The organism is Shewanella sp. 10N.286.52.C2 (assembly GCF_002874545.1).
Lineage (GTDB): Bacteria > Pseudomonadota > Gammaproteobacteria > Enterobacterales > Shewanellaceae > Shewanella.
Genome location: NZ_MCTV01000025.1, coordinates 43,791 through 66,257, shown reverse-complemented (window position 1 = coordinate 66,257; position 22,467 = coordinate 43,791). Strand labels below are relative to the sequence as shown.

Annotated in this window: 16 protein-coding genes, 1 pseudogene and 1 riboswitch; of the genes and pseudogenes, 9 read left to right on the top strand and 8 right to left on the bottom strand. The window is 41.3% G+C overall.

All coding sequences use genetic code 11. The annotated features are described in order from the left end of the window. Nucleotides 1–4 precede the first annotated feature (4 nt). From BCU94_RS10000 to BCU94_RS09990, 3 genes are all read right to left on the bottom strand, one after another. Nucleotides 5–1,102, bottom strand: coding sequence for an iron ABC transporter permease (locus BCU94_RS10000; protein WP_241904987.1), 1,098 nt, complete (start codon nucleotides 1,100–1,102; stop codon nucleotides 5–7). A gap of 41 nt (nucleotides 1,103–1,143) precedes the next feature. Next, nucleotides 1,144–2,031: an ABC transporter ATP-binding protein gene (locus tag BCU94_RS09995; RefSeq protein ID WP_102438676.1), complete on the bottom strand. Its 888-nt coding sequence runs from the start codon at nucleotides 2,029–2,031 to the stop codon at nucleotides 1,144–1,146. Nucleotides 2,032–2,148: 117 nt separating this feature from the next. Further along, nucleotides 2,149–2,321, bottom strand: a riboswitch (cobalamin riboswitch). Nucleotides 2,322–2,459: 138 nt separating this feature from the next. Next, the gene (locus BCU94_RS09990) at nucleotides 2,460–3,161 is read right to left on the bottom strand and encodes a histidine phosphatase family protein (RefSeq protein ID WP_102476299.1); all 702 of its coding nucleotides are present in this window, start codon (nucleotides 3,159–3,161) and stop codon (nucleotides 2,460–2,462) included. A 297-nt stretch (nucleotides 3,162–3,458) separates the two neighbouring features. On the opposite strand from BCU94_RS09990, the gene metH reads away from it, so the two are divergent. Continuing rightward, nucleotides 3,459–7,175 (top strand): methionine synthase, encoded by a 3,717-nt coding sequence (gene metH / locus BCU94_RS09985; RefSeq protein WP_102476298.1) that lies wholly within the window; start codon nucleotides 3,459–3,461, stop codon nucleotides 7,173–7,175. Nucleotides 7,176–7,588: 413 nt separating this feature from the next. On the opposite strand, the gene BCU94_RS09980 is transcribed toward metH, so the two are convergent. Both BCU94_RS09980 and secA2 read right to left on the bottom strand, forming a co-directional pair. Further along, complete coding sequence (locus BCU94_RS09980) at nucleotides 7,589–8,665, bottom strand: DUF5694 domain-containing protein (RefSeq protein ID WP_102476297.1); 1,077 nt, start codon at nucleotides 8,663–8,665, stop codon at nucleotides 7,589–7,591. A gap of 259 nt (nucleotides 8,666–8,924) precedes the next feature. Further along, nucleotides 8,925–11,237, bottom strand: a complete 2,313-nt coding sequence (gene secA2, locus BCU94_RS09975) for an accessory Sec system translocase SecA2 (RefSeq protein ID WP_241904986.1) — start codon at nucleotides 11,235–11,237, stop codon at nucleotides 8,925–8,927. A 916-nt stretch (nucleotides 11,238–12,153) separates the two neighbouring features. Between secA2 and BCU94_RS09970 the strand changes: the two genes are divergently transcribed. The 7 genes from BCU94_RS09970 (at nucleotide 12,154) to BCU94_RS09935 (ending at nucleotide 17,493) form a co-directional block, all read left to right on the top strand. Next, complete coding sequence (locus BCU94_RS09970; protein ID WP_102476295.1) at nucleotides 12,154–12,483, top strand: hypothetical protein; 330 nt, start codon at nucleotides 12,154–12,156, stop codon at nucleotides 12,481–12,483. A gap of 1,131 nt (nucleotides 12,484–13,614) precedes the next feature. Next, nucleotides 13,615–14,547: a CsgG/HfaB family protein gene (locus BCU94_RS09960; protein ID WP_102440485.1), complete on the top strand. Its 933-nt coding sequence runs from the start codon at nucleotides 13,615–13,617 to the stop codon at nucleotides 14,545–14,547. A 12-nt stretch (nucleotides 14,548–14,559) separates the two neighbouring features. Then, on the top strand, nucleotides 14,560–14,919 hold the full coding sequence (locus BCU94_RS09955) for a hypothetical protein (RefSeq protein ID WP_133149399.1): 360 nt from the start codon (nucleotides 14,560–14,562) through the stop codon (nucleotides 14,917–14,919). 14 nt (nucleotides 14,920–14,933) lie between these two features. Then, nucleotides 14,934–15,287, top strand: a complete 354-nt coding sequence (locus BCU94_RS09950; protein WP_102440483.1) for a DUF4810 domain-containing protein — start codon at nucleotides 14,934–14,936, stop codon at nucleotides 15,285–15,287. A gap of 8 nt (nucleotides 15,288–15,295) precedes the next feature. Then, the gene (locus BCU94_RS09945) at nucleotides 15,296–15,973 is read left to right on the top strand and encodes a GNA1162 family protein (RefSeq protein WP_198589318.1); all 678 of its coding nucleotides are present in this window, start codon (nucleotides 15,296–15,298) and stop codon (nucleotides 15,971–15,973) included. Between the two features lie 366 nt (nucleotides 15,974–16,339). Further along, nucleotides 16,340–16,684: a TM2 domain-containing protein gene (locus BCU94_RS09940; RefSeq protein WP_102440481.1), complete on the top strand. Its 345-nt coding sequence runs from the start codon at nucleotides 16,340–16,342 to the stop codon at nucleotides 16,682–16,684. 368 nt (nucleotides 16,685–17,052) lie between these two features. Continuing rightward, complete coding sequence (locus BCU94_RS09935) at nucleotides 17,053–17,493, top strand: PACE efflux transporter (RefSeq protein ID WP_102440480.1); 441 nt, start codon at nucleotides 17,053–17,055, stop codon at nucleotides 17,491–17,493. Between the two features lie 318 nt (nucleotides 17,494–17,811). Here the strand turns inward: BCU94_RS09935 and BCU94_RS09930 are convergent, their stop codons facing one another. The 3 genes from BCU94_RS09930 to BCU94_RS09920 form a co-directional block, all read right to left on the bottom strand. Next, complete coding sequence (locus BCU94_RS09930; RefSeq protein ID WP_102440479.1) at nucleotides 17,812–18,924, bottom strand: hypothetical protein; 1,113 nt, start codon at nucleotides 18,922–18,924, stop codon at nucleotides 17,812–17,814. Nucleotides 18,925–19,340: 416 nt separating this feature from the next. Beyond that, nucleotides 19,341–20,297, bottom strand: coding sequence for a GGDEF domain-containing protein (locus BCU94_RS09925; protein WP_102476293.1), 957 nt, complete (start codon nucleotides 20,295–20,297; stop codon nucleotides 19,341–19,343). A gap of 268 nt (nucleotides 20,298–20,565) precedes the next feature. Next, nucleotides 20,566–21,321, bottom strand: a complete 756-nt coding sequence (locus tag BCU94_RS09920) for an outer membrane protein OmpK (RefSeq protein ID WP_102440477.1) — start codon at nucleotides 21,319–21,321, stop codon at nucleotides 20,566–20,568. A 550-nt stretch (nucleotides 21,322–21,871) separates the two neighbouring features. On the opposite strand from BCU94_RS09920, the pseudogene BCU94_RS09915 reads away from it, so the two are divergent. Beyond that, nucleotides 21,872–22,457, top strand: a pseudogene (locus tag BCU94_RS09915) (NapC/NirT family cytochrome c). Nucleotides 22,458–22,467 lie beyond the last annotated feature (10 nt).

The following is a 22,467-nucleotide window of genomic DNA, read 5'->3' as shown; positions in this document are numbered from 1 at the left end:
AATCTCATCGACGATGACGTAATACAAAAAGAAAAAATACACTACCAATTGCGGCAGTGATAATACCTACCGGCAACTCTTGGTTGCCTAATAAACAACGGGCTAATACATCAATCCATACCATAAATATGCCGCCGACTAATGCCGTCATCATAATAGGTTGTTGCCCAGGATAGAGCAGCCGCACGGTATGAGGGATCATCAAGCCAACAAAGCCAATGCCGCCGCAACTTGCCACCAGCGTGGCGGTGATTAATGAACACAAAATAAGCATAGCTAAGCGAATTTTGGCGACGTTAACCCCTAAGGAGTGCGCCGTTTCATCCCCCGCTTGAATGGCTAATACCTGACGCTTAAAAGCTAAAATAATTAATATGCTGCAAACTACCACCACAGATGGGATAACCAGGCCTGCCCAGCTAGCTTTAGCAAAGCTGCCCAAACTCCAAAATAATACTGAAGCCGCCGCTTGAGGGCTTGAAAAATACAGTACCAAACTGGTTAGCGCGCCGAACATGAAAGAGGTGGCCACCCCAGACAATAGCATCCGCTCAACTTGGCTAGCACGACCAAAACCAGATAAACCTAATACCAACAGCACAGATAAACTCGAACCAATAAAAGCGCCAATTGGTAAACTAATGGATGACCAAGACCACCAGGCATCATTACTGAATAAGCCTGAACTTAAAATGGCATTGGCAAGATGACCAGAAGACTCTCCTAACCATTGCAGCACTAAGCCTTGGCTGCCAAAAAAGCTCAGCACTAATACCGCCCCAAATGACGCCCCAGAGCTAATACCAAATAAATAGGGATCCGCCAACGGGTTACGTGTCACCGTTTGCAATACACTGCCCGCAAGCGCCAAACCTGCGCCTGCCACAAAGGCTAAAATAATTCTTGGAAAACGCAGCTCAAACACAATCCGCTGCGTTAGTGAATCTGTTTCACCTGTACCTAATGCCAAATTAGCAAACAAGCTAACGACTTGTTCAAAACTGATATTAGCAGCGCCGAAACTTGCCGCGGCGATTGGAGTAACTAAGGTCACTATGGCAGTAACAAACAGCAGTAGCTTATGCTTAAAACTTAAACTCATCTGCTTTGCTAGCTTCACTGATTGTGTGGCATCAATGGCTGTCATTTATCGCCCTGCCCGTGGTTTGATTGGCCATGTTTTTGTTCAGAGCTTGGATATGCGTTTTGCTGCGAGCTTTGACAAGTGTTTTGATTAGCATTGTCATAATGACTTTGATAACCATAAAAATAAGTAATTAACGGTTTACCGTGCTGTGGGTGACTTGATATTTGGCAGCAAACATCAAACACGTTCCCCAAAATGGTTTCTGTTAATACTTCATCAGGTAAACCTTGAGCGATGCACTTTCCTTGATCAAGTAACAGCAATCTATCGCACATTGCGCTGGCTAAATTAAGATCGTGAATAGAGGCAATCACGCTAATGCCAAGTTGCCTAACCAACTCAAGAATTTGGATTTGATAGCGAATATCTAAATGATTAGTCGGCTCATCAAGGATCAATAACTGCGGCTTTTGCACGATAGCCCGTGCAATTAATGCCCGCTGTTTTTCACCGCCAGATAACTGCTCATATTGCTGCAAGGCTTTGTGCTCAAGACCCACTTTAGCCAGCGCCTTGGCAATATCATCTGCATCTGCTTGGGTATTGGTTTCAAAAAGGCCTTTATGGGGCGTTAAGCCCATAGAAACCAGTTGATGGGTGGTCATATCAAAATAATGGGGTGACTCTTGCTGCACAACGGCAACCTTAGTGGCCAATTGTTTATGAGAAAAACCATTAATATTATCGCCAAATAAGCTGATTTTGCCAGCATCAGGGGTGATATAGCGATACAAGCAGCGCAGTAAGCTGGATTTACCCGCACCATTAGGGCCAATAAGCCCTAGCATTTCACCACGTTGCAAGGCAAAACTGACTTGAGAAAGGATCTCATTGTCTGCAACTGACCAGCTTAGCTGATCAACTGTTAATGCCGCAGTAGTCAAGATACTACCCCTGCGGTTATCCAAGAGGCATGTTTAGCCACATCTGGGGTTTTAATACTGATCACGATACAAACTCCGCCTGAGTTACCCGCTCAAGTTGTTGTTAGGTGCTGCTAATTCAGCAAGAAAAACTAAGCTAGGTATCTGACTTAATGGCATTCATTAATCACTTATCTTACAAGTGATGAGATGCTATTTTACAGTTGCGGGTACAGTTCGAGCTAAACAGCATTTAGGCTAGTTCTCGATTCCCTACTCATTTAGCGAACCGCTTGATACTGGTGTTGCTTAAAGCATTTCACACAAGCACTCAACTGCAGCTAAATTGACTTAATTTGAAATTTTATTGCACTTAATAAATGCGGCTTATATTGTACGGTATATCTGCCTAAGTGAAGTTAGTTTTTTCTGCTAATTTTAGGCTAAAACTAATTATTCCAGTTTAAACGATAGACGGGTTTAGTCGATTTATCATCAGCTTCAGGCCAAAACACATCAATGGTTACCGTCGCGGCATAATCTATATTCAGTTGTCCATATAGCCCTTTACAGCGCTCAAGCCCTAACACCAAAGCGATAATATGACGGATAACTCCACCGTGAGTCACTACCAGAGCAGTGGCTGATGCTGTTGCCTTAGCACTATTAGCCTCAGCAGTATGAGCTTTAGCCAAGTTGTAAGCTTGCAAGGTTATTTGCGCAAAAGCCTGCGCCACCCTTTGTTCAAATTCAGCCATGGGCTCAGCTTGGGGCGCGCCATGCTCCCAAGGGTTATCCCAATAGGCGTCTAACGCTTTAGCGCTATGCTGATAAAGCTCTGCAAAGCTTTTTCCGTCCCACAAGCCAAAATCAATTTCCTGTAATTGAGACATTATCTCAACCTGTAAAGCTAAATCAGCACTCACTTGGTTTAACTGCTGCGCTAATTCAGCGGCAAACGCATGGCAGCGCACCAAAGGCGAACTGTATAGCTGCAGTGATGGCAAACAACCTAATAGCCCTAGCTTAGCCGCACTCTGGTGCATGTTCGTTAGCCCCAAATCAGTTAGCGCCACATCGGTTTTACCCCGCAAAATACTGTCGCCCTCACATTGGCCATGGCGTAACAATATTATCTTAGCTTGCTTCATCTAAGGAGACTCCATCGGCCGTTTCAATTGGCTTATGTTTTTAGTGTGAGCAATGGGCTTGCTCTTACAATCTATTTAAACGTATTATGGACGTCTATACGTTTAAATGTCCAAACAAAATATTTTAAGATGAATTTTATTACAGGGGATTTCGCATTATTCTGCCCTATAAAAGCATAAATAAAGGTATGCTTATTTCATCTAAAACCGTTAACACAATCCACTAACTACTTAAGTTAGCGTGTTATTTAACGCTCGATTAAGTGATTAGCATAAAAGCAATTAAGGTAATACGTTATGGCGAAGTCGACTTCCTACAGTCAGGTACTTGAACAACTTACAAATACGCTAAAACAGCGCATAGTTATCCTCGATGGTGCCATGGGCACAATGATTCAAGACTACAAACTGGAAGAAGAAGACTACCGTGGTGAGCGTTTTAAAGACTGGCACTGTGACGTAAAAGGCAACAACGACATGTTGGTGCTAAGCCAACGCCAAATCATTAAAGATATCCACACTAAATACCTGTTAGCGGGTGCTGACATTATTGAAACCAATACCTTTAATGCCACCACGATTGCTATGGCCGATTACGACATGCAGTCGTTGTCAGCAGAAATTAACCTTGAAGGCGCCAAAGTTGCCCGTGAAGCCGCTGATGACGTTACTGCGCAAACGGGTATTAAACGCTATGTTGCAGGAGTGCTTGGGCCAACCAACCGCACTTGCTCTATCAGCCCAGATGTGAACGACCCCAGTTTTCGTAATATCAGCTTTGATGAGTTAGTCGAAGCCTATGTTGAATCAACCCGTGCATTAATTGATGGCGGCGCAGATATCATCATGGTCGAAACCATCTTTGATACCCTCAACGCCAAAGCCGCATTATTTGCCATCGAATTAGTGTTTGATCAAATTGGTGATCGTCTACCTGTGATGATTTCAGGCACCATTACTGATGCTTCAGGTCGTACCCTAACTGGGCAAACCACCGAAGGCTTTTACAACTCACTGCGCCATATCAAACCATTATCCATTGGCCTTAACTGCGCCCTTGGCCCAAAAGAGTTGCGTCCCTACGTTGAAGAGTTATCACGGATTGCAGAATGTTATGTTTCTGCCCACCCTAACGCTGGCTTACCTAATGAGTTTGGTGGTTACGATGAAACCCCAGAAGAAATGGCCGAAGTGATCAGTGATTGGGCACGGGAAGGCATGCTCAATATTGTGGGTGGCTGTTGTGGTAGTACACCAGCGCACATTAGTGTTATTCGCGATGCCGTTATCAGCCATGAGCCACGTGTCATACCTGATATTCCCGTTGCCTGTCGCTTATCAGGGCTTGAGCCATTAACCATTGATGGCAACTCATTATTTGTTAACGTCGGCGAGCGTGCCAACGTTACAGGTTCAGCCAAGTTCCTGCGCTTAATCAAAGAAGAAAAGTTTGAAGAGGCCCTAGATGTCGTGCGTGAGCAAGTTGAAAACGGCGCACAAATCATCGATGTCAACATGGATGAAGGTATGCTTGATGGCGTCGAGTCGATGAAAAAGTTCTTGAACTTAATCGCCTCAGAGCCTGATATTTCTCGGGTGCCTATCATGATCGACTCATCAAAATGGGACGTGATTGAAGCTGGCCTTAAATGCGTTCAAGGCAAGTCGATTGTTAACTCCATTTCGATGAAAGAAGGTGAACAAGCCTTTATTCAGCAAGCCACCTTAGTGAAACGCTATGGCGCAGCCGCTATTGTGATGGCATTTGATGAAGATGGCCAAGCCGATACCCGCGCCCGTAAAACCGAAATCTGTACCCGCGCCTATCGCATACTGGTTGATGTGGTTGGCTTTGCCCCAGAAGACATCATTTTCGACCCGAATATATTTGCCATTGCCACCGGCATTGACGAGCACGATAACTACGCCGTCGATTTTATTGAGTCCATTAAAGACATTAAAGCCACTCTACCCCATGCAATGATTTCTGGCGGTGTGTCAAACGTCTCGTTCTCGTTTCGTGGTAACAACCCAGTCCGCGAAGCCATTCATGCGGTGTTTTTATACCACGCGATTCAAGCGGGCATGGACATGGGTATCGTTAACGCAGGTCAGTTAGCCATATTTGATGACATCGACAAAGACTTAAAAGAAAAAGTCGAAAATGTGGTACTGAATTTACCTTGCCCCGTTGCCGACTCAAGCAATACTGAGCAACTACTAGATGTTGCTGAGCGTTTTCGTGGTGACGGCAAACAAGTGGCTAAAAAGGAAGACTTAGCTTGGCGTAGTCTGCCCGTTAATGAGCGCTTATCCCACGCCTTAGTGAAAGGCATTACTGAGTTTATCGACCAAGACACCGAAGAAGCGCGCGCCGCTGCCACCCGCCCACTTGATGTGATTGAAGGGCCATTAATGGATGGGATGAATGTGGTCGGTGACTTATTTGGCTCAGGCAAAATGTTTCTGCCGCAAGTCGTTAAATCAGCCCGGGTAATGAAAAAAGCCGTGGCTTATTTAAACCCATACATTGAAGCGGAAAAAGTTGAAGGTCAATCAAACGGTAAAATTTTAATGGTTACCGTAAAAGGTGACGTGCACGATATTGGTAAAAACATTGTCGGCGTGGTGCTAGCCTGTAACGGCTTTGAAGTGTTCGACCTAGGCGTCATGGTGTCAGTTGAAAAAATCCTCGAAGCCGTAAAAGAGCACAATATTGATATTATTGGTATGTCAGGGCTTATTACCCCAAGCCTTGATGAAATGGTACATAACGTCAAAACCTTCCACCGAGAAGGGTTAACCATTCCGGCGATTATTGGTGGTGCAACCTGCTCGAAAATTCATACCGCAGTAAAAATTGCCCCACATTATCCACATGGTGCAATTTACATTGCCGATGCCTCGCGCGCAGTGCCTATGGTGTCAAAACTGGTAAATAACGACACTCGCCAGCCCACCATTGATGCAACCTATGCTGAATACGACATCATGCGTGAAAAGCGGTTATCACAAACCAAACGCAAAACCATAGTGTCAATTGACGCTGCCCGTGAAAACCGCTGTAAACACGATTGGGATAACTACACCCCATTTAAACCGAACAAATTGGGCCGCCAAGTATTTGATGATTACCCACTAGAAGATCTAGTGGATCGCATCGATTGGACGCCGTTTTTCAGAAGCTGGGAGCTGCATGGTCACTTCCCTGAAATTTTAGATGATAAAATTGTCGGTGAAGAAGCCCGTAAGCTCTATGCCGATGGTAAAGCCATGCTTGAAACCATCATCAGTGAAAAATGGCTTACTGCCAAAGCGGTCATTGGCTTATTCCCTGCCAATACCGTTAACCATGACGACATTGAGCTATACACAGATGAAACACGCACCACGGTTGAAATGACCACCCATCACTTGCGGATGCAGCTTGAACGTGTGGGCAATGACAACTTCTGTTTATCTGATTTTGTCGCGCCAAAAGACTCAGGCGTCGCCGACTACATGGGCGGCTTTGCTGTCACCGCAGGCCACGGCATTGATGAACATGTGGCACGTTTTGAAGCCAACCATGATGACTACAACGCCATTATGCTTAAGTGCCTAGCCGACCGTTTAGCTGAAGCCTTTGCAGAGCGTATGCATGAACGGTTACGAAAAGAGTTTTGGGGTTACGCTGCAGATGAAGTATTGGATAACGAAGCCCTTATTCGTGAAAAATACAAAGGTATTCGCCCAGCACCTGGTTACCCAGCCTGTCCTGATCATACTGAAAAAGGCTTGTTATGGGATTTACTAAAACCCGATGAAACGATTAACCTTAATATCACTGAAAGTTATGCCATGTTTCCAACCGCTGCGGTATCAGGTTGGTACTTTGCTCACCCGAAATCACGTTACTTTGGGGTGACCAATATTGGCCGCGATCAAGTTGAGGATTATGCCAAGCGTAAAGGCATGACATTGGCTGAAGCGGAGAAGTGGTTGGCACCCGTGTTGGATTATGATCCTGAGTAAGAGTGACCCTGAATAGAGAGTGATCCTGAGTAATCATAAGGTTACTCTTTAGGTTTCCAAACTTCGTTTGGATTAAAAATGTGGCCACTAGGCCACATTTTTTATACCTGGCGTTTAGCCTTTAAGGTATCGGCTATTATTCTAAAATCGCACCTTCATGGTTATCAATTGCCTGCCGCAGGCTTTCGTGCAAGCACAGCTGTGACACGCTGCACTCTTTATATAAGTCAAAAGGTCCCTGAAAGCTCGGCCATGACGAATAACATCCTTGTTAAACGGCCAGTTCGGCATCCATGCCGCTCGCTCAGAACGTTTCACACTGTGAAACTTCGCCATATCATGGACGGTCACAGCCGCGCTTACACCTGATATTCAATCTCTTCGATTTGGGTTTATTTGTGGCGATTGAGTATTTACTTTGATTCTGACCCAACATATTCAGTTACGTAGTCAGAAAACGGTATTACTTCAACACCTATCATTTTTGAAAGGTATTCTTCGAAAAATACCCGATGAGATGCACCTACAATAATGACAATTCGTCCGCCAATCTCACTCGCAACCACTCTCATGATGTGAGACACCATATTTAGGTTTCTAACTTCCCATAAAGCAACTCTAGCTAACGCAGGTTCAACATCTAAATCTTTATCAACAAACATACTCCACTCTTGCCCAATAACTTGAGAGCTTTGTTCAGGGCTATTCAACCAAAGGTATAAAGGCAGCCAATCCCCTGTTTGTATTGCGTGTTTTTGCAAAGCTTGAGATTTAGTTATAAACGTACTTTTTTGAAGTTCATTTCCTGCTTGGGATTTACTATAAGATGGCATTAACCTTTTAACCATGTCTTGATACATATCTTTATCAAGATGGTCATCAATAGGGTAGATCGTATTTATGCCCTCACTTAAAGCTAAGTTAATTGCGATATTGAGTGTTTCATTATTTTTTGTAGCACGCGCATTAAGATAGGCTTTTAAATCTGAGGACAATTGAGAAGTGTCATTTTCTGTTAATTTTAACCAGTGTAGTGTTGCTGTATCAGGGTAGTAGCCTGCAATAGATAGTCTTATAAGTTCGATTCGCTTTTCATCGGACAAATTATTTACTATTTCAAACTGTTTCATTTTCTGTATTGCTTCAGTGGCAGAAAGTCCTAATGATGATTGTTCTTTTTTTGCGATACTCAGTAGTTCATCACCCACAAAGCTTGTTAAAGTTTCATGATATTCAACAGAGCCATTAAGCATTGTAAAAATATCTTCACCTCGAAGTGATTCGACTGCAATAGCTGTTGGTTTAAATTTACCTAAATAACCTCTAATTTCAGACAGGTCGATCTCTTCTTTAATACTTTTTAAATGCATCGTTCCTAAGACCATTACCTCAGTCTTCTGTTTAACACGTGCATTTAGACTTTGTATACCTTGCTGTGCATTTACCAAGCTAGGTAATAAAACCAGAGCTGCAAAAATGACTCTTATCATTCTGTTATCCTTAACCTTCGACTCACTCTAATAATGAAAAAAGAACATACCATAATAGAAAAAATTACAATTTTTAATAACTTACCTTTCATTGGGATATACTTTTATTATTATCTACAACAATACTTAACATGCCACCCATTATTAAAAAGTATTGGAGACTGCGGCGGTGTTTGAGTTTGTATACTCTGACGCAAAATATTCATTTTCCCCAACATGTTCCTACAATCGAAGTTAGTTTCTCTACCTCCAATAAATTTTATTCTAACTTCAACTTCTTCCATATACTGGCTATAAACTGTCTGTCTACAGCGTCAAATGGATTATCAGCGACCACATATGATGAGGTCGATTTTGTCATTGCAAATAATTCACTGTTGGGATTAATCCCGTTTTCGTCTATGGCAAGGTTATTGAACAAATCAACCACCGCAGTTTTTAATTCTGCCAATAATTGTTCAAAAACTTGCTGCACCTGATGGATAAACACATGGTAAGGCTCGTTACCACTTAACATAAAACTGGAGCCCGCTGTCCCCACTAAATTAATGCCTTCTTTGATATAGTCAATCTCAGACAAATGCTGGACCCATAGCTTGTCGATGGCGTGCATAACTACAATATTCAGGGCTTCATTGAGCTTTTCATCGCTCACGACTGTACTGAGATTTTGCCAACGCGATGTGACTTTGCTTTTAAACTCTTCAGCCCCTTCCCCCTGTAAAATGTCATTCCGTAGTTGGTGGATCATTTGCCTTTGCTGTTCAACCAAATCACTGTATTTGTATAACGCTTTGCGTCTATCAAGATTCGCGCCTTCTAGCACTCGCTGGCCGTGCGCAATTTTTTTGCTGATACGGGCATTGGATAGCAACTCCCCAGTGTCACTTTTGCCAGACAACAAGCCATCCTGCCCCAAGTGATTAAACAATTTGTCTTCAAGGCTGACAAAATATTGCGAAGACCCAGGCTCGCCTTGCCTTGCCGCCCGTCCACGTAATTGATCATCTATCCGTCTCGACTCAAATCGGCTAGTGCCGATAATATGCAGGCCACCTGCCTTTTTTACTTGTATATTGCTTGCAGTGTCTTTTGCCCCCAGTAAAATATCTGTACCGCGTCCGGCCAAGTTGGTACAGATGGTGACGGCCCCCCAAGCACCTGCCTGAGCAATTATTTGGGCTTCCTGCTCATCATTTTTAGCATTGAGCAGACAACACTCAATCCCTTTTTCAACTAACAAAGCATATAAGTTTTCAGACTCGCGGACATTGGGCGTGCCCACCAAAACAGGTTGCCCTGTACGTTGAATCAAGGATATTTCATTGCAAATGGCAATGGTTTTTTCGGCTTTTGTACTGAACACCCGATCTGGCTTGTCTATTCTAATGCAGGGTTTACGCGGTGGAATAACACAGGTTTTTAATTGGTATAACAGCTCAAACTCTTGCGCTGCCAACACCGCGGTGCCGGTCATGCCGCTCACTTTCTTAAACAAACACATCAAATGTTGCAAGGTGATTGAACCTAGGGTTTGACCTTCCTTTTTGACTGGCAGACCTTCTTTGGATTCCAATGCCGATTGCATACCATCAGGCCAGCGGTGTTTTTCGGCAATTCTGCCGGTGAATTCATCAACCAGTTTGATGCAGTTGTCTTTGACTATGTAATCTATATCTTTGACTAGCAAAACCTCGACGTGCAGTGCTAGATTGACGCTGGTCAGCAAGGGCAAATTATCGATATCAAACAGGTTTTTACAGCCAAATTGTTGCTCTATTTTACGACTGCCGCTGTCCGTCAAATGAACAGAGGTGCTAAATTCATCGACCGCATAATCGTTTGTTTTGTCTAGTTGTTTAATCACCGTCGCAATGCGCGTCAGTTGATCATTGTTTTGGTGAATATCACCTGAAATAACCAGAGGAATACGGGCTTCGTCAATTAGAATCGAATCGGCTTCATCAACAATGGCAACATCCAACTCCGACAATACTTTTTGCTGTTTATAATGCACCAACTGATCACGTAAATAATCAAAGCCAACTTCTCGGGCTGTGGCATAAACAATGTCGCAGGCATGAGCTTTTCTCCGTTGTTTACCCGACATGCCAGCTTGGATCATACCCACGCTCAAACCAAAAAATTGATAGAGGGGCTGTAAAAAGTGACTATCTCGTTTGGCCAAATAGTCATTAAAGGTGAGTACGTGAACTTTGCGGCCAGCTAACGCGTTAACAATAACGGGGGCAGCTGCAGCCAATGTTTTACCTTCCCCAGTTTTCATATCGACAATATAGCCGTCATGTAATGCTAAGCCTGCCAACATTTGGCTACCGAAGGGCCTCATGCCTAATAATCTGTTTGATACTTCTGACACAAAAGCAAAAACTTTGACTTGAGTGGGTATATTCATTGGCGGAGAAATAGGAGCACACAGTGATTGTAGCTGTGCTTTGAGTTCATCATCACAAAGCGATTTCAATGTCTCGCTAAAGGAATCTATTTGTGTCAACGTTCTCTTAAACGTTTTAAGGTCGGATTCAATCGATGACCTTTGCAGTTTTTCCATAACCCTTTTAAACATACTTCCACCTGTTTGTTTATGCTTAAATTATATATTGGTTGTGGAAAGGCTTAATTCAAGTCAAAAGCCTTTAAATCCTTGTTTCTCAATCTAACCAATGCTAACTACCGCACCTAAAATAACTCCTAAAGCAATGATTTTATTTCCAATTAATAAAGAAAACTTTAAAGGAAATAGGTTAAAAGTAAGTGGGTAGAGTCAGTGTGTAGAGTCAGTGACAAGAGTAACTTAATCTAAAACTCATCAGTTTAAATTAGGTCTAACCCCATGAGGTGAATGCTGTATCAATGGGGACTGCAAGACGTTTAATGCAAGAAGCGAAAAGGGAAATGCTTTTGGTTTCCTTTCGTTTAGTATGGGCAAAGCGCTACGGCTTTCTCCGCCATTAATACCGTAAAAATTTGAGAATAAATGGATCAGAGCCTGACCATAACGACTCAGGCTAAATTTCTAATGTTCAGGGTTAGGATTAGGGCTGGGCTTAGAATTAGCAGCAAAACTTAACATGCCACCCATTATTAAAAAGTATTGGAGACTGCTGCGGTGTTTGGATTTAGTTTACTCTGATCTAACATATTTCAGATGTCACTTTCCACTCTAATAATATCACCACTGATTAAGCTATTTTTGAACATAAAAAAACGTCTCATTAGAGGCGCTTTTTTGTATTTGCGGTTTGCCAATTAAGAGTTAGCTAAACTCACTACTTAGGTGGTTAAAATGACTAATTGTTTATTTATCACACAGGTTTAAATTGAATATGTTTTGATTTATGTCTGATTTTCTTTTGACAAAAACCATTTAAAATAATTTTAAATCAGCCACTTAAGTGACTACATCAAAACTTGGCACGCTGCTTGTAATAACCTAGGTGTACCCCATAATTGAAAAGGAAGACACCATGTTTAACTCAACCTCAAATACAAATTTAGTAGCTCGTTCAGCATCTACAAAAACTAACCGTACATTTAAAAAATTAGCGTTAATTGCCATTATTGCAACAGCAAGTATTGGCGCTCAAGCAAATGAATTGAGTAGTGCTGATGTCGTGAGTGCATTAGAAACACGTTTTACTGAAGCAACCACAGAAATGCTACAAACTGCGAAACAAGAAATTACTTTGAATCTGCATAGTAAAATCGCAGAGCAACTATTTGAGCTAAGTACTTCTCTTGAGTTGACTGAATCAGTAACAGAGCCAGATACAGCATTAGTAAGTAATGAGGACTAATAAATGGATTTAATGATGTTACTTAATTTTGCAGACCCATTAATCTCATTGCTTCTGCTTCCCGTTATCAGCTTTATTGTGTGTTCGTTGTTGATATGCGGGTTGCAGTGGTACCAATTTAGAAGCATCAATGTTATTTCCAAAGAGTTTGTTTCACTGGAAATGGTGGGAAAAACAGCATGAACTTAACTGATGTAGAAAAGTGTTTAAAAGCAGATGACAGCCTAAATCTAATAATAATTTCGTAAATATGTAACAACCATTTTGTCTAAAAATCACTTAATAGCAGGTTCATACGCCTTGTTGACGTGCTTGTAATTGTTAATTCATCCTGTATAAACTTGAGCTTTCACAGTTTATAAAATCATTAGCACTGTGCTCAATTAAAAGGTCTAAATCGGAGCTCATAAATTCAAGGTGACACTGAAAGACATAAACAAAATCAGAATAACTAACTATTTACCTTGGGCAACCCGCACTGACCAGCCACACTTTTTATGCCTAACGTTTAGCCTTTTAGGTATCGGTTATTATTCTAAAATCGCAGCTTCATGGTTATCAATTGCCTGCCGCAGGCCTTCATGAAAGCACAGCTGTGATACGCTGCAAGTTCATCCAATAAAGCTCCGCCATAACAAATAACATCCATCATGTTAAACGGCCTGTTCGACATCCATACCTCTCGCCCAGAGCGTTTCACACAGTGAAACTTCGCCATCTCATGGACGGTCACCGCCGCGCTTACACCTGATATTCTATCTCTTCGATTTAGGTTTATTTTAAGCAACGAAAAATTTTACTCTGAGCCTGAAAGATCCTAACGAATTTATTGAGTTATGGAAAAAATACTTTAAATAAGATATTGTTTCAGAATTGAAAGCAATGTTGGCAATCGGTAGGCGAATGGTTTCAAAGGTAGGGTGGCCCAGTTGGGATAACTCAACAAATATGTCCACCGCTCACAAAAAATACCTTAAAAATAAATTTTACAATTACCATATTAATTAATAGCTAAAATTAATAAATTACGATCTATTTTATGCTAAAAAATTCAACATTGAATATTCAATAGTAAGCCCAATTATCGCTCTCTGGGTCATTATTTACATATTAAAATTAAAAGAGAAAAAAATGAAAAAAAGGAATATTTTCACATTTTCGGTCATGGCATTGTTTTGCTTTCATGCACCGACATTTGCAACAGGGTTAGATGCAACCTCTGCATCTAAAAATACTTCAATAGAGTCCACACAAACCTTCTTAAAACGTAAAGTTGCTATAGCAAGATTTTCCAATGAAACCCAAGCAGCAAACAGTTTCCTAGTTGACAGTTCAAACAATCGAATAGGTAAGCAAGCAGCTGATATTCTGAGTGCACGACTTGCTGATACAAATAAATTTATCATGTTTGAGCGCCTTGATAATGAAGAGGTCAACTCGGAGAACATATTAAAAGGTATAAGCGACAGCGGTGTTTCTGTTGATTATTTAATCGTTGGTTCAGTCAGTGAATTTGGCCGTTCAGCAGAAAGCACTACGGGTTTATTCTCCCAATCAAAATTACAAAAAGCATATACCAAAGTGAATGTACGCCTAGTTGATGTTGTAACAGGAAGAATTATAAGCTCTGTTGAAGGCGCTGGCGAAGCGACAACAGAAACGAAGAAAACCCTTGGTGCAGGTACTTCAGCTGCATTTGATCAAAGCTTGACTGACAAAGCATTGTCACAAGCCATTTCTCAAATGATAAGCAACCTCGTAGAAAACATGACGGCTAAACCATGGAAATCATTTTTCTTATCAAATGAAGATGGCACGTTAATCATTTCTGGTGGTGAAGCTCAAGGGCTTACAGCAGGAATGGAATTGGTCATTTACCAAAATGGAAAGCAAGTCAAAAATCCTCAAAGCGGTGGTGTGATTACTTTACCAGGGAAAAAAATCGGCAAGGTAACAGTCCAATCAACCTATGGTAACGATGAATTTGAACAGATCTCTTTTGTCGATATTGTTGAAGGTAGCATTACTGATGAGCTATCAAAATATTACCTTTCAGATAAATAACTCGAGGCTTTCATGAGAACACTAATATTTATTTTCCTAAGTTTTTTTCTAATGGCATGTGGTTCTAACGTCCAGCGAAGCCAAACAGGCCTAGAGCATGAACAGCAGGTCGTCATTATTGCAGATGTTTTAGTTGGCAATTCAATCACGGTAGCCAACATCAATAATCACATGATTAATGGCAGTGATTTAACCCCATATTCTACGGGTGTTGTAGGTGCTGCTGACGCTGAAGATGAAAACCGTCAAATCCTCATTATCAAATTAGATAAAGGTTCACATAAGTTGTTAATTAAGAACTCAGCTGGAACCATACTTTACTCTAAAGATATCTACCTTGCAGATGGTCAAGTACGAACCATCAGATTTTAAAAGGAAATCAATAAATGCTAACTAAAACAAAATATTTATTCATTATTGCCATAACATTCATGTTTACAGGCTGTGCTTCGGTAACCGAAAGTGGCTACTACTGGGGAAGCTATTCTGAAACTTATTATGAATACATTAAAGCGCCTTCAGAGCAAAGTGTCACCAACCATCTCAATGAACTCAATGACATTGTTAATGTGTCAGAGAAAAAAGGCTTAAAGGTACCGCCAGGGATATATGCAGAAATAGGCTACATTACTGCTAAGCGAGGAGACAAGGATAGCAGTATCAATTATTACCGCCAAGAAGCTGAATTGTACCCAGAATCCAAAGGCTTTATTGAACGTCTAATAACAGATCAAAAATAGGAATGAACATGCGCATATTAATTTCAATTACTCTTGTTTTTCTCATGACTGGTTGTGCAGCGACTACGACGACTAAGGAGGCTGCATTTCCCGAAATGTATTCTGATGTGAATCGTCAAACAATGTTAATCGTGCCCGTTATTAATGAAACAACAGCCGCTGAAGCACCAGATTTTCTAAATGCAACAGTTGCCCAACCTCTAGCCGATAAAGGCTATTATGTTTTACCTGTACCTATTGTAAGCAATATTTTCAAGGAAGCAGGAATCATTGATGGCACACAACTACAAGGGATCCCTTTTTCTACTTACAAAGATAAGTTTGGCGCTGAGTCTGTACTATTTATTAAGCTGAAAACATGGGAAACCAATTACATGGTCATTGCTGGCAATGTGACTGTTGGTATGGAATACGTACTAGTTTCAGCAGAAACAAATAACGTTTTATGGTCGTACCAAAACACATTCGTGTTAGATACTTCTGGCTCTTCAGGCAATTTAATTGCCGACATCATCGTTACAGCAATCGCCACAGCAGCAACTGATTACGTACCAGTGGCAAGACGGGTTCACGCCAACGCCGTAACAACTCTTCCTGTAGGTAAATACCACCCTAATTACTTAAAAGATGGAAAAGTAAAAAATGTTATCCCAGAACTCGCCACAGCCCCAGTAGAGAGATTCTAACGAGAGCCACAAAGTGACCAATCAATAGGTCGATATAGAATAAACATAGTTCCCTAAAACAAAAGGCGACCCTAAGGTCGCTTTTTTAATATTTAAATGCCAACCAAAGCCAGCTACCCTGCTTGAATGCTAGAAGAGTGATTAGATTGTTCGCTATTTTCAAAATACACTGAGGATGACTGATGTGAAGTGGTCAAGTTAATCACCTATCAAAAAAGCATTTGTAAATCCGCTAGCCTTTGCCTAGAGACCTTAAAAGCTTATTAGATTTTGGCTTTATTTTCGTTTTGTGAACTATGCACCTTTGTTCAGCGCACACTTGTACCCATAATGCCTTATCAGCGATATTGACCATTGGAGTTTGCGATGCAACAGATTAATTGCCCACAGTGCAGCCAAAAAATCGACCTTAACCAAGTGACTTGCCCACAATGTCATGCCGCGCTAGGTTTAGATGCCCTCGGTGGCGTCGACCCAGATGTTCGCATCAAAAATCAGAAGCTTGCAATATGGTTTAGTGTGCTGTTTGGAGGCTTAGGTTTGCATAAATTCTATTTAGGTCAGTATCTCAAGGGTAGCTTGTACTTAGTGTTTAGCTGGACACTGGTGCCTATGGTAGCTGGCTGGGTTGATGCGATTCGCACCTTGAAAATGAGTCCATTTAGTTTTCAGCAGCGTTACTCACGTAAAGCGAGTCAGTACTCCGCTTAACTAAAACTAGCTTATCCTCCTAAATGAGTAGGGAGTTGCATATTGCTCCCTATTTATAAAACTCGATTTATAAAATCCTATTGAATAGCTTCCTATTAATAATGCCACAGTCTCGTGAGCTTTAATGATTTAAGACGTCAACGATGACATCGCTAAGCCACATTAACGCCGGGGATTTCTCATAGGTTTAGTGTGAAACTTCTTTTGCAAAAGGCTGAAAATCCCCCTTACTGGGCTGCTACAACAATATTCCAAGCTGTTTTACATTTTATCTATCACTTTTTAAGGTAGTCACTCACTTTATTCTTTTGTCATTAATGATAACTTTAGCAACCAAGAACCACTACCCAACAGAAATGAGAATGACCATGAACACCAAAGAGCGCATTTTTCACAGCGTATTATTTGAAGCGATTGCTTTAGCATTTGTTATCGGCGCCGCAACTTTATTTACTGATGCGGGCCCAAAGTCTGCTACAGGCTTAGCGGTAGGCTTATCGCTAATTGCAATGAGTTGGAATTATGCATACAACTTAGGCTTTGACCATATATTTGGTCATAACCGTATTAAACGCACCCTTAAAATGCGCTTAGGTCATGGTCTAGGTTTTGAGTTTGGTCTTATTTTTGCCACACAGCCCTTTATGATGTGGGTGTTGCAGTTAGATTTCTGGACGGTGTTTATGATGAACATTGGGGTGGTGGTATTCTTCTTGATATACGCGATTATATACAATTGGTGCTATGACCAACTTCGAGCGCGTATTGTCTCCGCTCGCGCTGCAGCCAATAATGCTGCCGTCAGTTAAGCTAGCCCAGCTTTAGGTATATGAAACGATACTTAGGTTAATCCCAAGTTCGTCAAATAAAGCAATAATACTAGAGTGACAGTCTATATCGGCGTTAGGTGCTAGGAGTTAAGAATTAAGAATTAAGAATTAAGAGATAGAATCTAGAGTCAAGAGCGACAGAGTTCGCTCTTAACCTCATGCTGAAAGATGCACTGAATAGGCTTAACAGTCCGTTTTGATTAATGTTCCCGCTGTGTTAATAGCGCCTGTTACGCCATCTAAAATGACGATATAGGCATCTAACTCGACACATACGATGAAGAATAAACTTTATTGTTATTGAACCTCAGTCAGTGGCATTTCTAGCGCCCCACCATTGCCTGCTTTAACCACCTTATAAACACCAAGGGTACATATTGGCAGCACATAAACACATGCAAATCCGTAAGACATCAAGCTGTAACCTTTACCTATGAGATCGACAATGCCTATGGTGCCAAGCAATGCAGCCAATGACACTGTACCGAAGGCGATGAGCGCTCTTAACCAAGGCTTTGCATTAGCCTCATCACTGGTGGCAGGGATACGTTCAATAACACTTTGCACTAAGCCGACACCGGTTTCGATAAGCGTGCCAAACAAAGCGATGATAAATAGCATTAACAGCCAATCGGGGGCAAATTGCTGGATCATCCAATAATTGGGCAGCGGTTTATCTAATACATCAGGATAGCCAACGCTGTAACTTAAGTGGAACAGCAACGCCGGGATCATAATAGCAACTGCGGCAATCGCAGCTGACACGAAAGCCTGCTGCCGAGTTACAATATCGCGGGTAGAAAATAATAACCCTGGGGCAATCGCCAAGTTATACATCGCATACAATGCGCCGCCAAACCACCAGCTTGGCTCAATATCCGTTAGCGCAGTAGCGGCTAATAAATCCGTATCAGATTGGCCAACCACAATGACGAAATAAGTAATAAATACCCCGTACATCAGCACTGACCACAAGGCTAACGCCTTCTCAACCACCAGTCGCCCAAAAAGCACAAACAAAGCCACCAATATTGGCATTAAAATTAGCCCTATTGTGGCAGGCACATCAAAGCGCTCTTGCAAAGTGTTACCCGCAGCGGCGCTCACCACCCCCAGCACTAACAAAAACAGTAAGATGTATAAGATTTCAAATACAACCCAAAAAGGCCCAATTAATTTCTTAAAGAAATGGCGATAATCATAAACCTTAAACACCCGTGCAAATTCAAAGGTTATTCCTAATACTATTGCAAAAATTACCGTTGCCGTGCATATGGCTAATACGCCTCCCATTTGGCCGTATTGGGTAAAAAACTCGATAACCTCTCTGCCCGTCCCATAACCACCACCAATAAGCACTGACAGAAATACCGCTGCGGGGATAAAATAAATCTGTATTACCTTAATCATGTTTGAGTCCATTATTATTTTATGAGTCAGTTGCAGCTGACTTTCTCCGTCTTAAGTTCAACTTTGTTATCGAGTTCTCGTTAGCACAAGAACTGCTAAGCTAAATTTTTATTATTTTTTAATCACATATTTTAAGGTAAACGTCATTTAACCTTTATGCAACAACTAGCGTTATTGATAAAAAGCTTAATCTGCGAGACAGTCTGTAACCCTCCCTTGAACTCAATAATTTTGAAGCTAGTCTGCTAAAACGATGGCATGTGGAGTATGGCGTAAGGTGTGTGGGTTAAGGTTTATGGAGTAAAGATTGAGGAATAAGTTTGTTCAGCCCGAAATACGAAAGCGATTGTATGAAAAGAATACCTCAGAAAACGCTATCGTCCTGCTTGTTATAAGTTTGCGGTCATAGCGCTAAATTAACCGCAAACTTGATTACGGCCGTTATTTTTAGCTTGATACAAAAGTTCATCAGCTTCATTAATGAGTGCGCGTAAGCTTTGCTTCGTATAACAACTCACCCCACAGCTAATGCTAAGATGAACAAGTTGCGAGTCGAGTTTAATTGGCGTTGAAGCAACAGCCTCACGAATATCGTTAGCAATGACGAGCATGTCATGTTTAAAATCGTGCTCATCATTAGAGCGGCTAGCAACAGTATCGCTAAGAGGCGCTTTGATTAATAGAAGAAACTCTTCACCGCCCCATCGAATTACTGTGGTTTCAGGCGAATTTGATTGCTTAATAATGGCAGCGATATGTTGCAAGGCCAGATCTCCAACGCCATGACCGAATTGATCATTTACACGTTTAAAGTGGTCAACATCCAGCATGATCACCCCAAACTCAATTTCGCCATTTACCGCTAATACCATGTTTTCTACCGCGATAGCCGCGCCTTCACGGCGATTATAAAAGCCTGTTAAGTCATCAAAAGTGGCATGTTGAGTCAATTTGGCTTCTAAGGCTTTTTGTTCGGTTACATCGAATATTACTCCGATTAAACCAGCCACATTACCTTCCGCATCAAAAAAGCTGGTTTTGTGAAATTTTACAAACACAATATCTCCGCTATTGGTGCGAATTTCTTTTTCATAAATTTGCACCCCAGGATTATCAAACAAGGCTTGATCCGCTTGTTGGTAACTATCCGCCAAGGCTTTATCAAACAATTGATATACGCTAAACCCCACCAGTTGTTGTCTCGAAATTTTTATGAAGTCTTCAAAAGCCCGATTACAGCCCAAATAAACCCCATTCACATCTTTGTAAAAAATCGGCACCGGAAGCGTATCAATCGTAAACTGCAAAAGAGGGTTATCCGCGCTAAAAAACACCAATAAATCGTGTGGAGCTAAGGGGTTTGTTAAGGCCATATCTACTCACTAGTAAAAAATCATGCTCTTTGAGTATAGACATGTTAGCTAACACTTTCCTCAAGCCTGCAATTAATGGCAATTTAGCAGTCCGTTAAAAACTAAAATGTTTAGGGCTTATTTATGGGCAACTATTAGAGGGGATGTCAGGGGACAAAATGAATGATTGGAGTGTCACTGGATAATTAAAATATAATCATTAACAACAAAACTCAGGGGGATCTGACTGTGACTCCCCTGATCGCTTAGCAATGTTCAACTCGCATATTTAAAAGTGGTACTTTACCAATAAGCTAGTCACATTTTGATTGGTATTAAAGCCCGAGCTGCTCTTAATACCGTACTTGTTTTTCCAATAGTCATATTCAATACCCACATAAAGTGCACTATCTCGCATACCGACTTGCTTACCTAAATCATATTTAAGTTGTGGATTGAAATGAAAGTTCTTTTCATAACTGCCATCAGAATCAACTACCCAATCAATAAAACCATCAAATACGATATTTGAATCGCCTACAGGCCAGGTGACTTTCCAGGCAGGGGTGATTTGCCAAGTATCACCATCGCGGCCATCGGGGAAGCGGCGATACATATTAAGCTGAAAAAAATCAAAACCAGGAATGGCTAAATCAATACCTGCACCAATTAAAAATGATTCAACATCGCCTTCGCCAAACTCAACGGTGGTTGCTAGCAGTACATCTTTAACAACCCCCATTTCAACCGGTTCACCAAGCATTTTACTGAAGCTAAAGCGCGGGCTAAATTCACCATAATAGGCGCTTTTACCGTTTAAAAAGTCTTCTTCACCATTGTATTTAGTGAAATCGACAAACATAAATAAATCGCCAACACTCCAACCGCTAACATGTTCAAAAGTCAGTGTTTGTTGAATTTCAGGATTAACCTTAAAGTCGTCACCATATAGGTAAGTTAAACTATTGTCTTGCCACTGAACCACGTCATTGGCAGCAGCAAATGGTGCGTAACTCGCTAACAAGGCTATAAGCAGGCGTTTCATATTACATCCTTTTAAATAAGTTTAATTGATATAAGCCATTAAGGGATTGGCCTTGAATGATTTCAGCATTAGTGCAATAGGTTTCTCATAAGGTAACAGCGTATTATGACCCTTGCTGTGATAACCATTTTATCGCTTTCGAGTCGATATCAGAGTGTCTATCACAAGCGACATCAATAGTAATGCAATAACAACGGTGGAGATTATGCCAGTAACCTTTTAGATACTTAAGCGTTACATTGCCAAATTGCTTGATAAGTGAATTCTGAATCAAGGACGTTTAAACTTGCTGCATTCACTGAAAAGGAATTAGATTTTGTCGGCCAATAAATCTTACCAAGATTAAAACAGCTATCCCCATAAGTGACTCAATATAAAATGACGATTGCGCGGGCGAAAGTTCTGTCACAGCGACTGAACACAGAGAAATGATCATTTAATGCTTCTATAGTTTGTCTAATACAAGTCAGCTATATTTATACTTCTAACTCATTTACCTCACATCATTTGCACCACTCATTCTGCCCCGACATTCCAATAAGGTCATTCAATGGAAAAGCTAAAAGCATTATTAAGTACCGTGTGGCGAGTAATTAAAAGCCTAGTGTTCATTACAGTTTAGGCTTCTTAGTTATCGGCGGCTTTATAGCGGGAGTCATATTTGGGGGGCGTTTAATACTGCATTGGAAATGTCGAGCACTGAAGAATTCTGTAGTAGTTGTCATCAAAATGTTTACGAAGAAATGAAACCTACCATTCATTTCACTAATCGCAGTGGCGTAAGAGCGACTTGTCATGATTGTCATGTGCCCCATAAATGGACCGATAAAATTGCACGAAAAATGCAAGCGTCTAAAGAAATATGGGCAGACTTAGTCGGCACCATTGATACCCCTGAAAAATTTGAAGCAAAACGTCGTGAGCTTGCTGGACATGAATGGCGTCGATTAAAAGCCAATAACTCACTTGAATGTCGAAATTGTCATGAATACGATTATATGGACTTCACTCGCCAATCAGATAGGGCAGCTAATATGCACTCAAAGTATTTAGAGAGCGGCGAACAAACCTGTATTGATTGCCACAAAGGTATTGCCCATCAACTACCAGATATGGAAGGCGTAGAAGGCTGGTAACTTCATCCTC

Excerpts from the sequence above, each read along its gene's own strand:
- BCU94_RS09920 (WP_102440477.1), bottom strand. The coding sequence starts at position 21,321 with ATGAAACGCCTGCTTATAGCCTTGTTAGCGAGTTACGCACCATTTGCT.
- BCU94_RS09945 (WP_198589318.1), top strand. The coding sequence starts at position 15,296 with ATGCGCATATTAATTTCAATTACTCTTGTTTTTCTCATGACTGGTTGT.
- BCU94_RS09930 (WP_102440479.1), bottom strand. The coding sequence starts at position 18,924 with ATGATTAAGGTAATACAGATTTATTTTATCCCCGCAGCGGTATTTCTG.
- BCU94_RS09980 (WP_102476297.1), bottom strand. The coding sequence starts at position 8,665 with ATGATAAGAGTCATTTTTGCAGCTCTGGTTTTATTACCTAGCTTGGTA.
- BCU94_RS09935 (WP_102440480.1), top strand. The coding sequence starts at position 17,053 with ATGAACACCAAAGAGCGCATTTTTCACAGCGTATTATTTGAAGCGATT.
- BCU94_RS09990 (WP_102476299.1), bottom strand. The coding sequence starts at position 3,161 with ATGAAGCAAGCTAAGATAATATTGTTACGCCATGGCCAATGTGAGGGC.
- BCU94_RS10000 (WP_241904987.1), bottom strand. The coding sequence starts at position 1,102 with ATGAGTTTAAGTTTTAAGCATAAGCTACTGCTGTTTGTTACTGCCATA.
- BCU94_RS09960 (WP_102440485.1), top strand. The coding sequence starts at position 13,615 with ATGAAAAAAAGGAATATTTTCACATTTTCGGTCATGGCATTGTTTTGC.
- secA2 (WP_241904986.1), bottom strand. The coding sequence starts at position 11,237 with ATGGAAAAACTGCAAAGGTCATCGATTGAATCCGACCTTAAAACGTTT.
- BCU94_RS09970 (WP_102476295.1), top strand. The coding sequence starts at position 12,154 with ATGTTTAACTCAACCTCAAATACAAATTTAGTAGCTCGTTCAGCATCT.
- BCU94_RS09950 (WP_102440483.1), top strand. The coding sequence starts at position 14,934 with ATGCTAACTAAAACAAAATATTTATTCATTATTGCCATAACATTCATG.
- BCU94_RS09955 (WP_133149399.1), top strand. The coding sequence starts at position 14,560 with ATGAGAACACTAATATTTATTTTCCTAAGTTTTTTTCTAATGGCATGT.
- BCU94_RS09940 (WP_102440481.1), top strand. The coding sequence starts at position 16,340 with ATGCAACAGATTAATTGCCCACAGTGCAGCCAAAAAATCGACCTTAAC.
- metH (WP_102476298.1), top strand. The coding sequence starts at position 3,459 with ATGGCGAAGTCGACTTCCTACAGTCAGGTACTTGAACAACTTACAAAT.
- BCU94_RS09925 (WP_102476293.1), bottom strand. The coding sequence starts at position 20,297 with ATGGCCTTAACAAACCCCTTAGCTCCACACGATTTATTGGTGTTTTTT.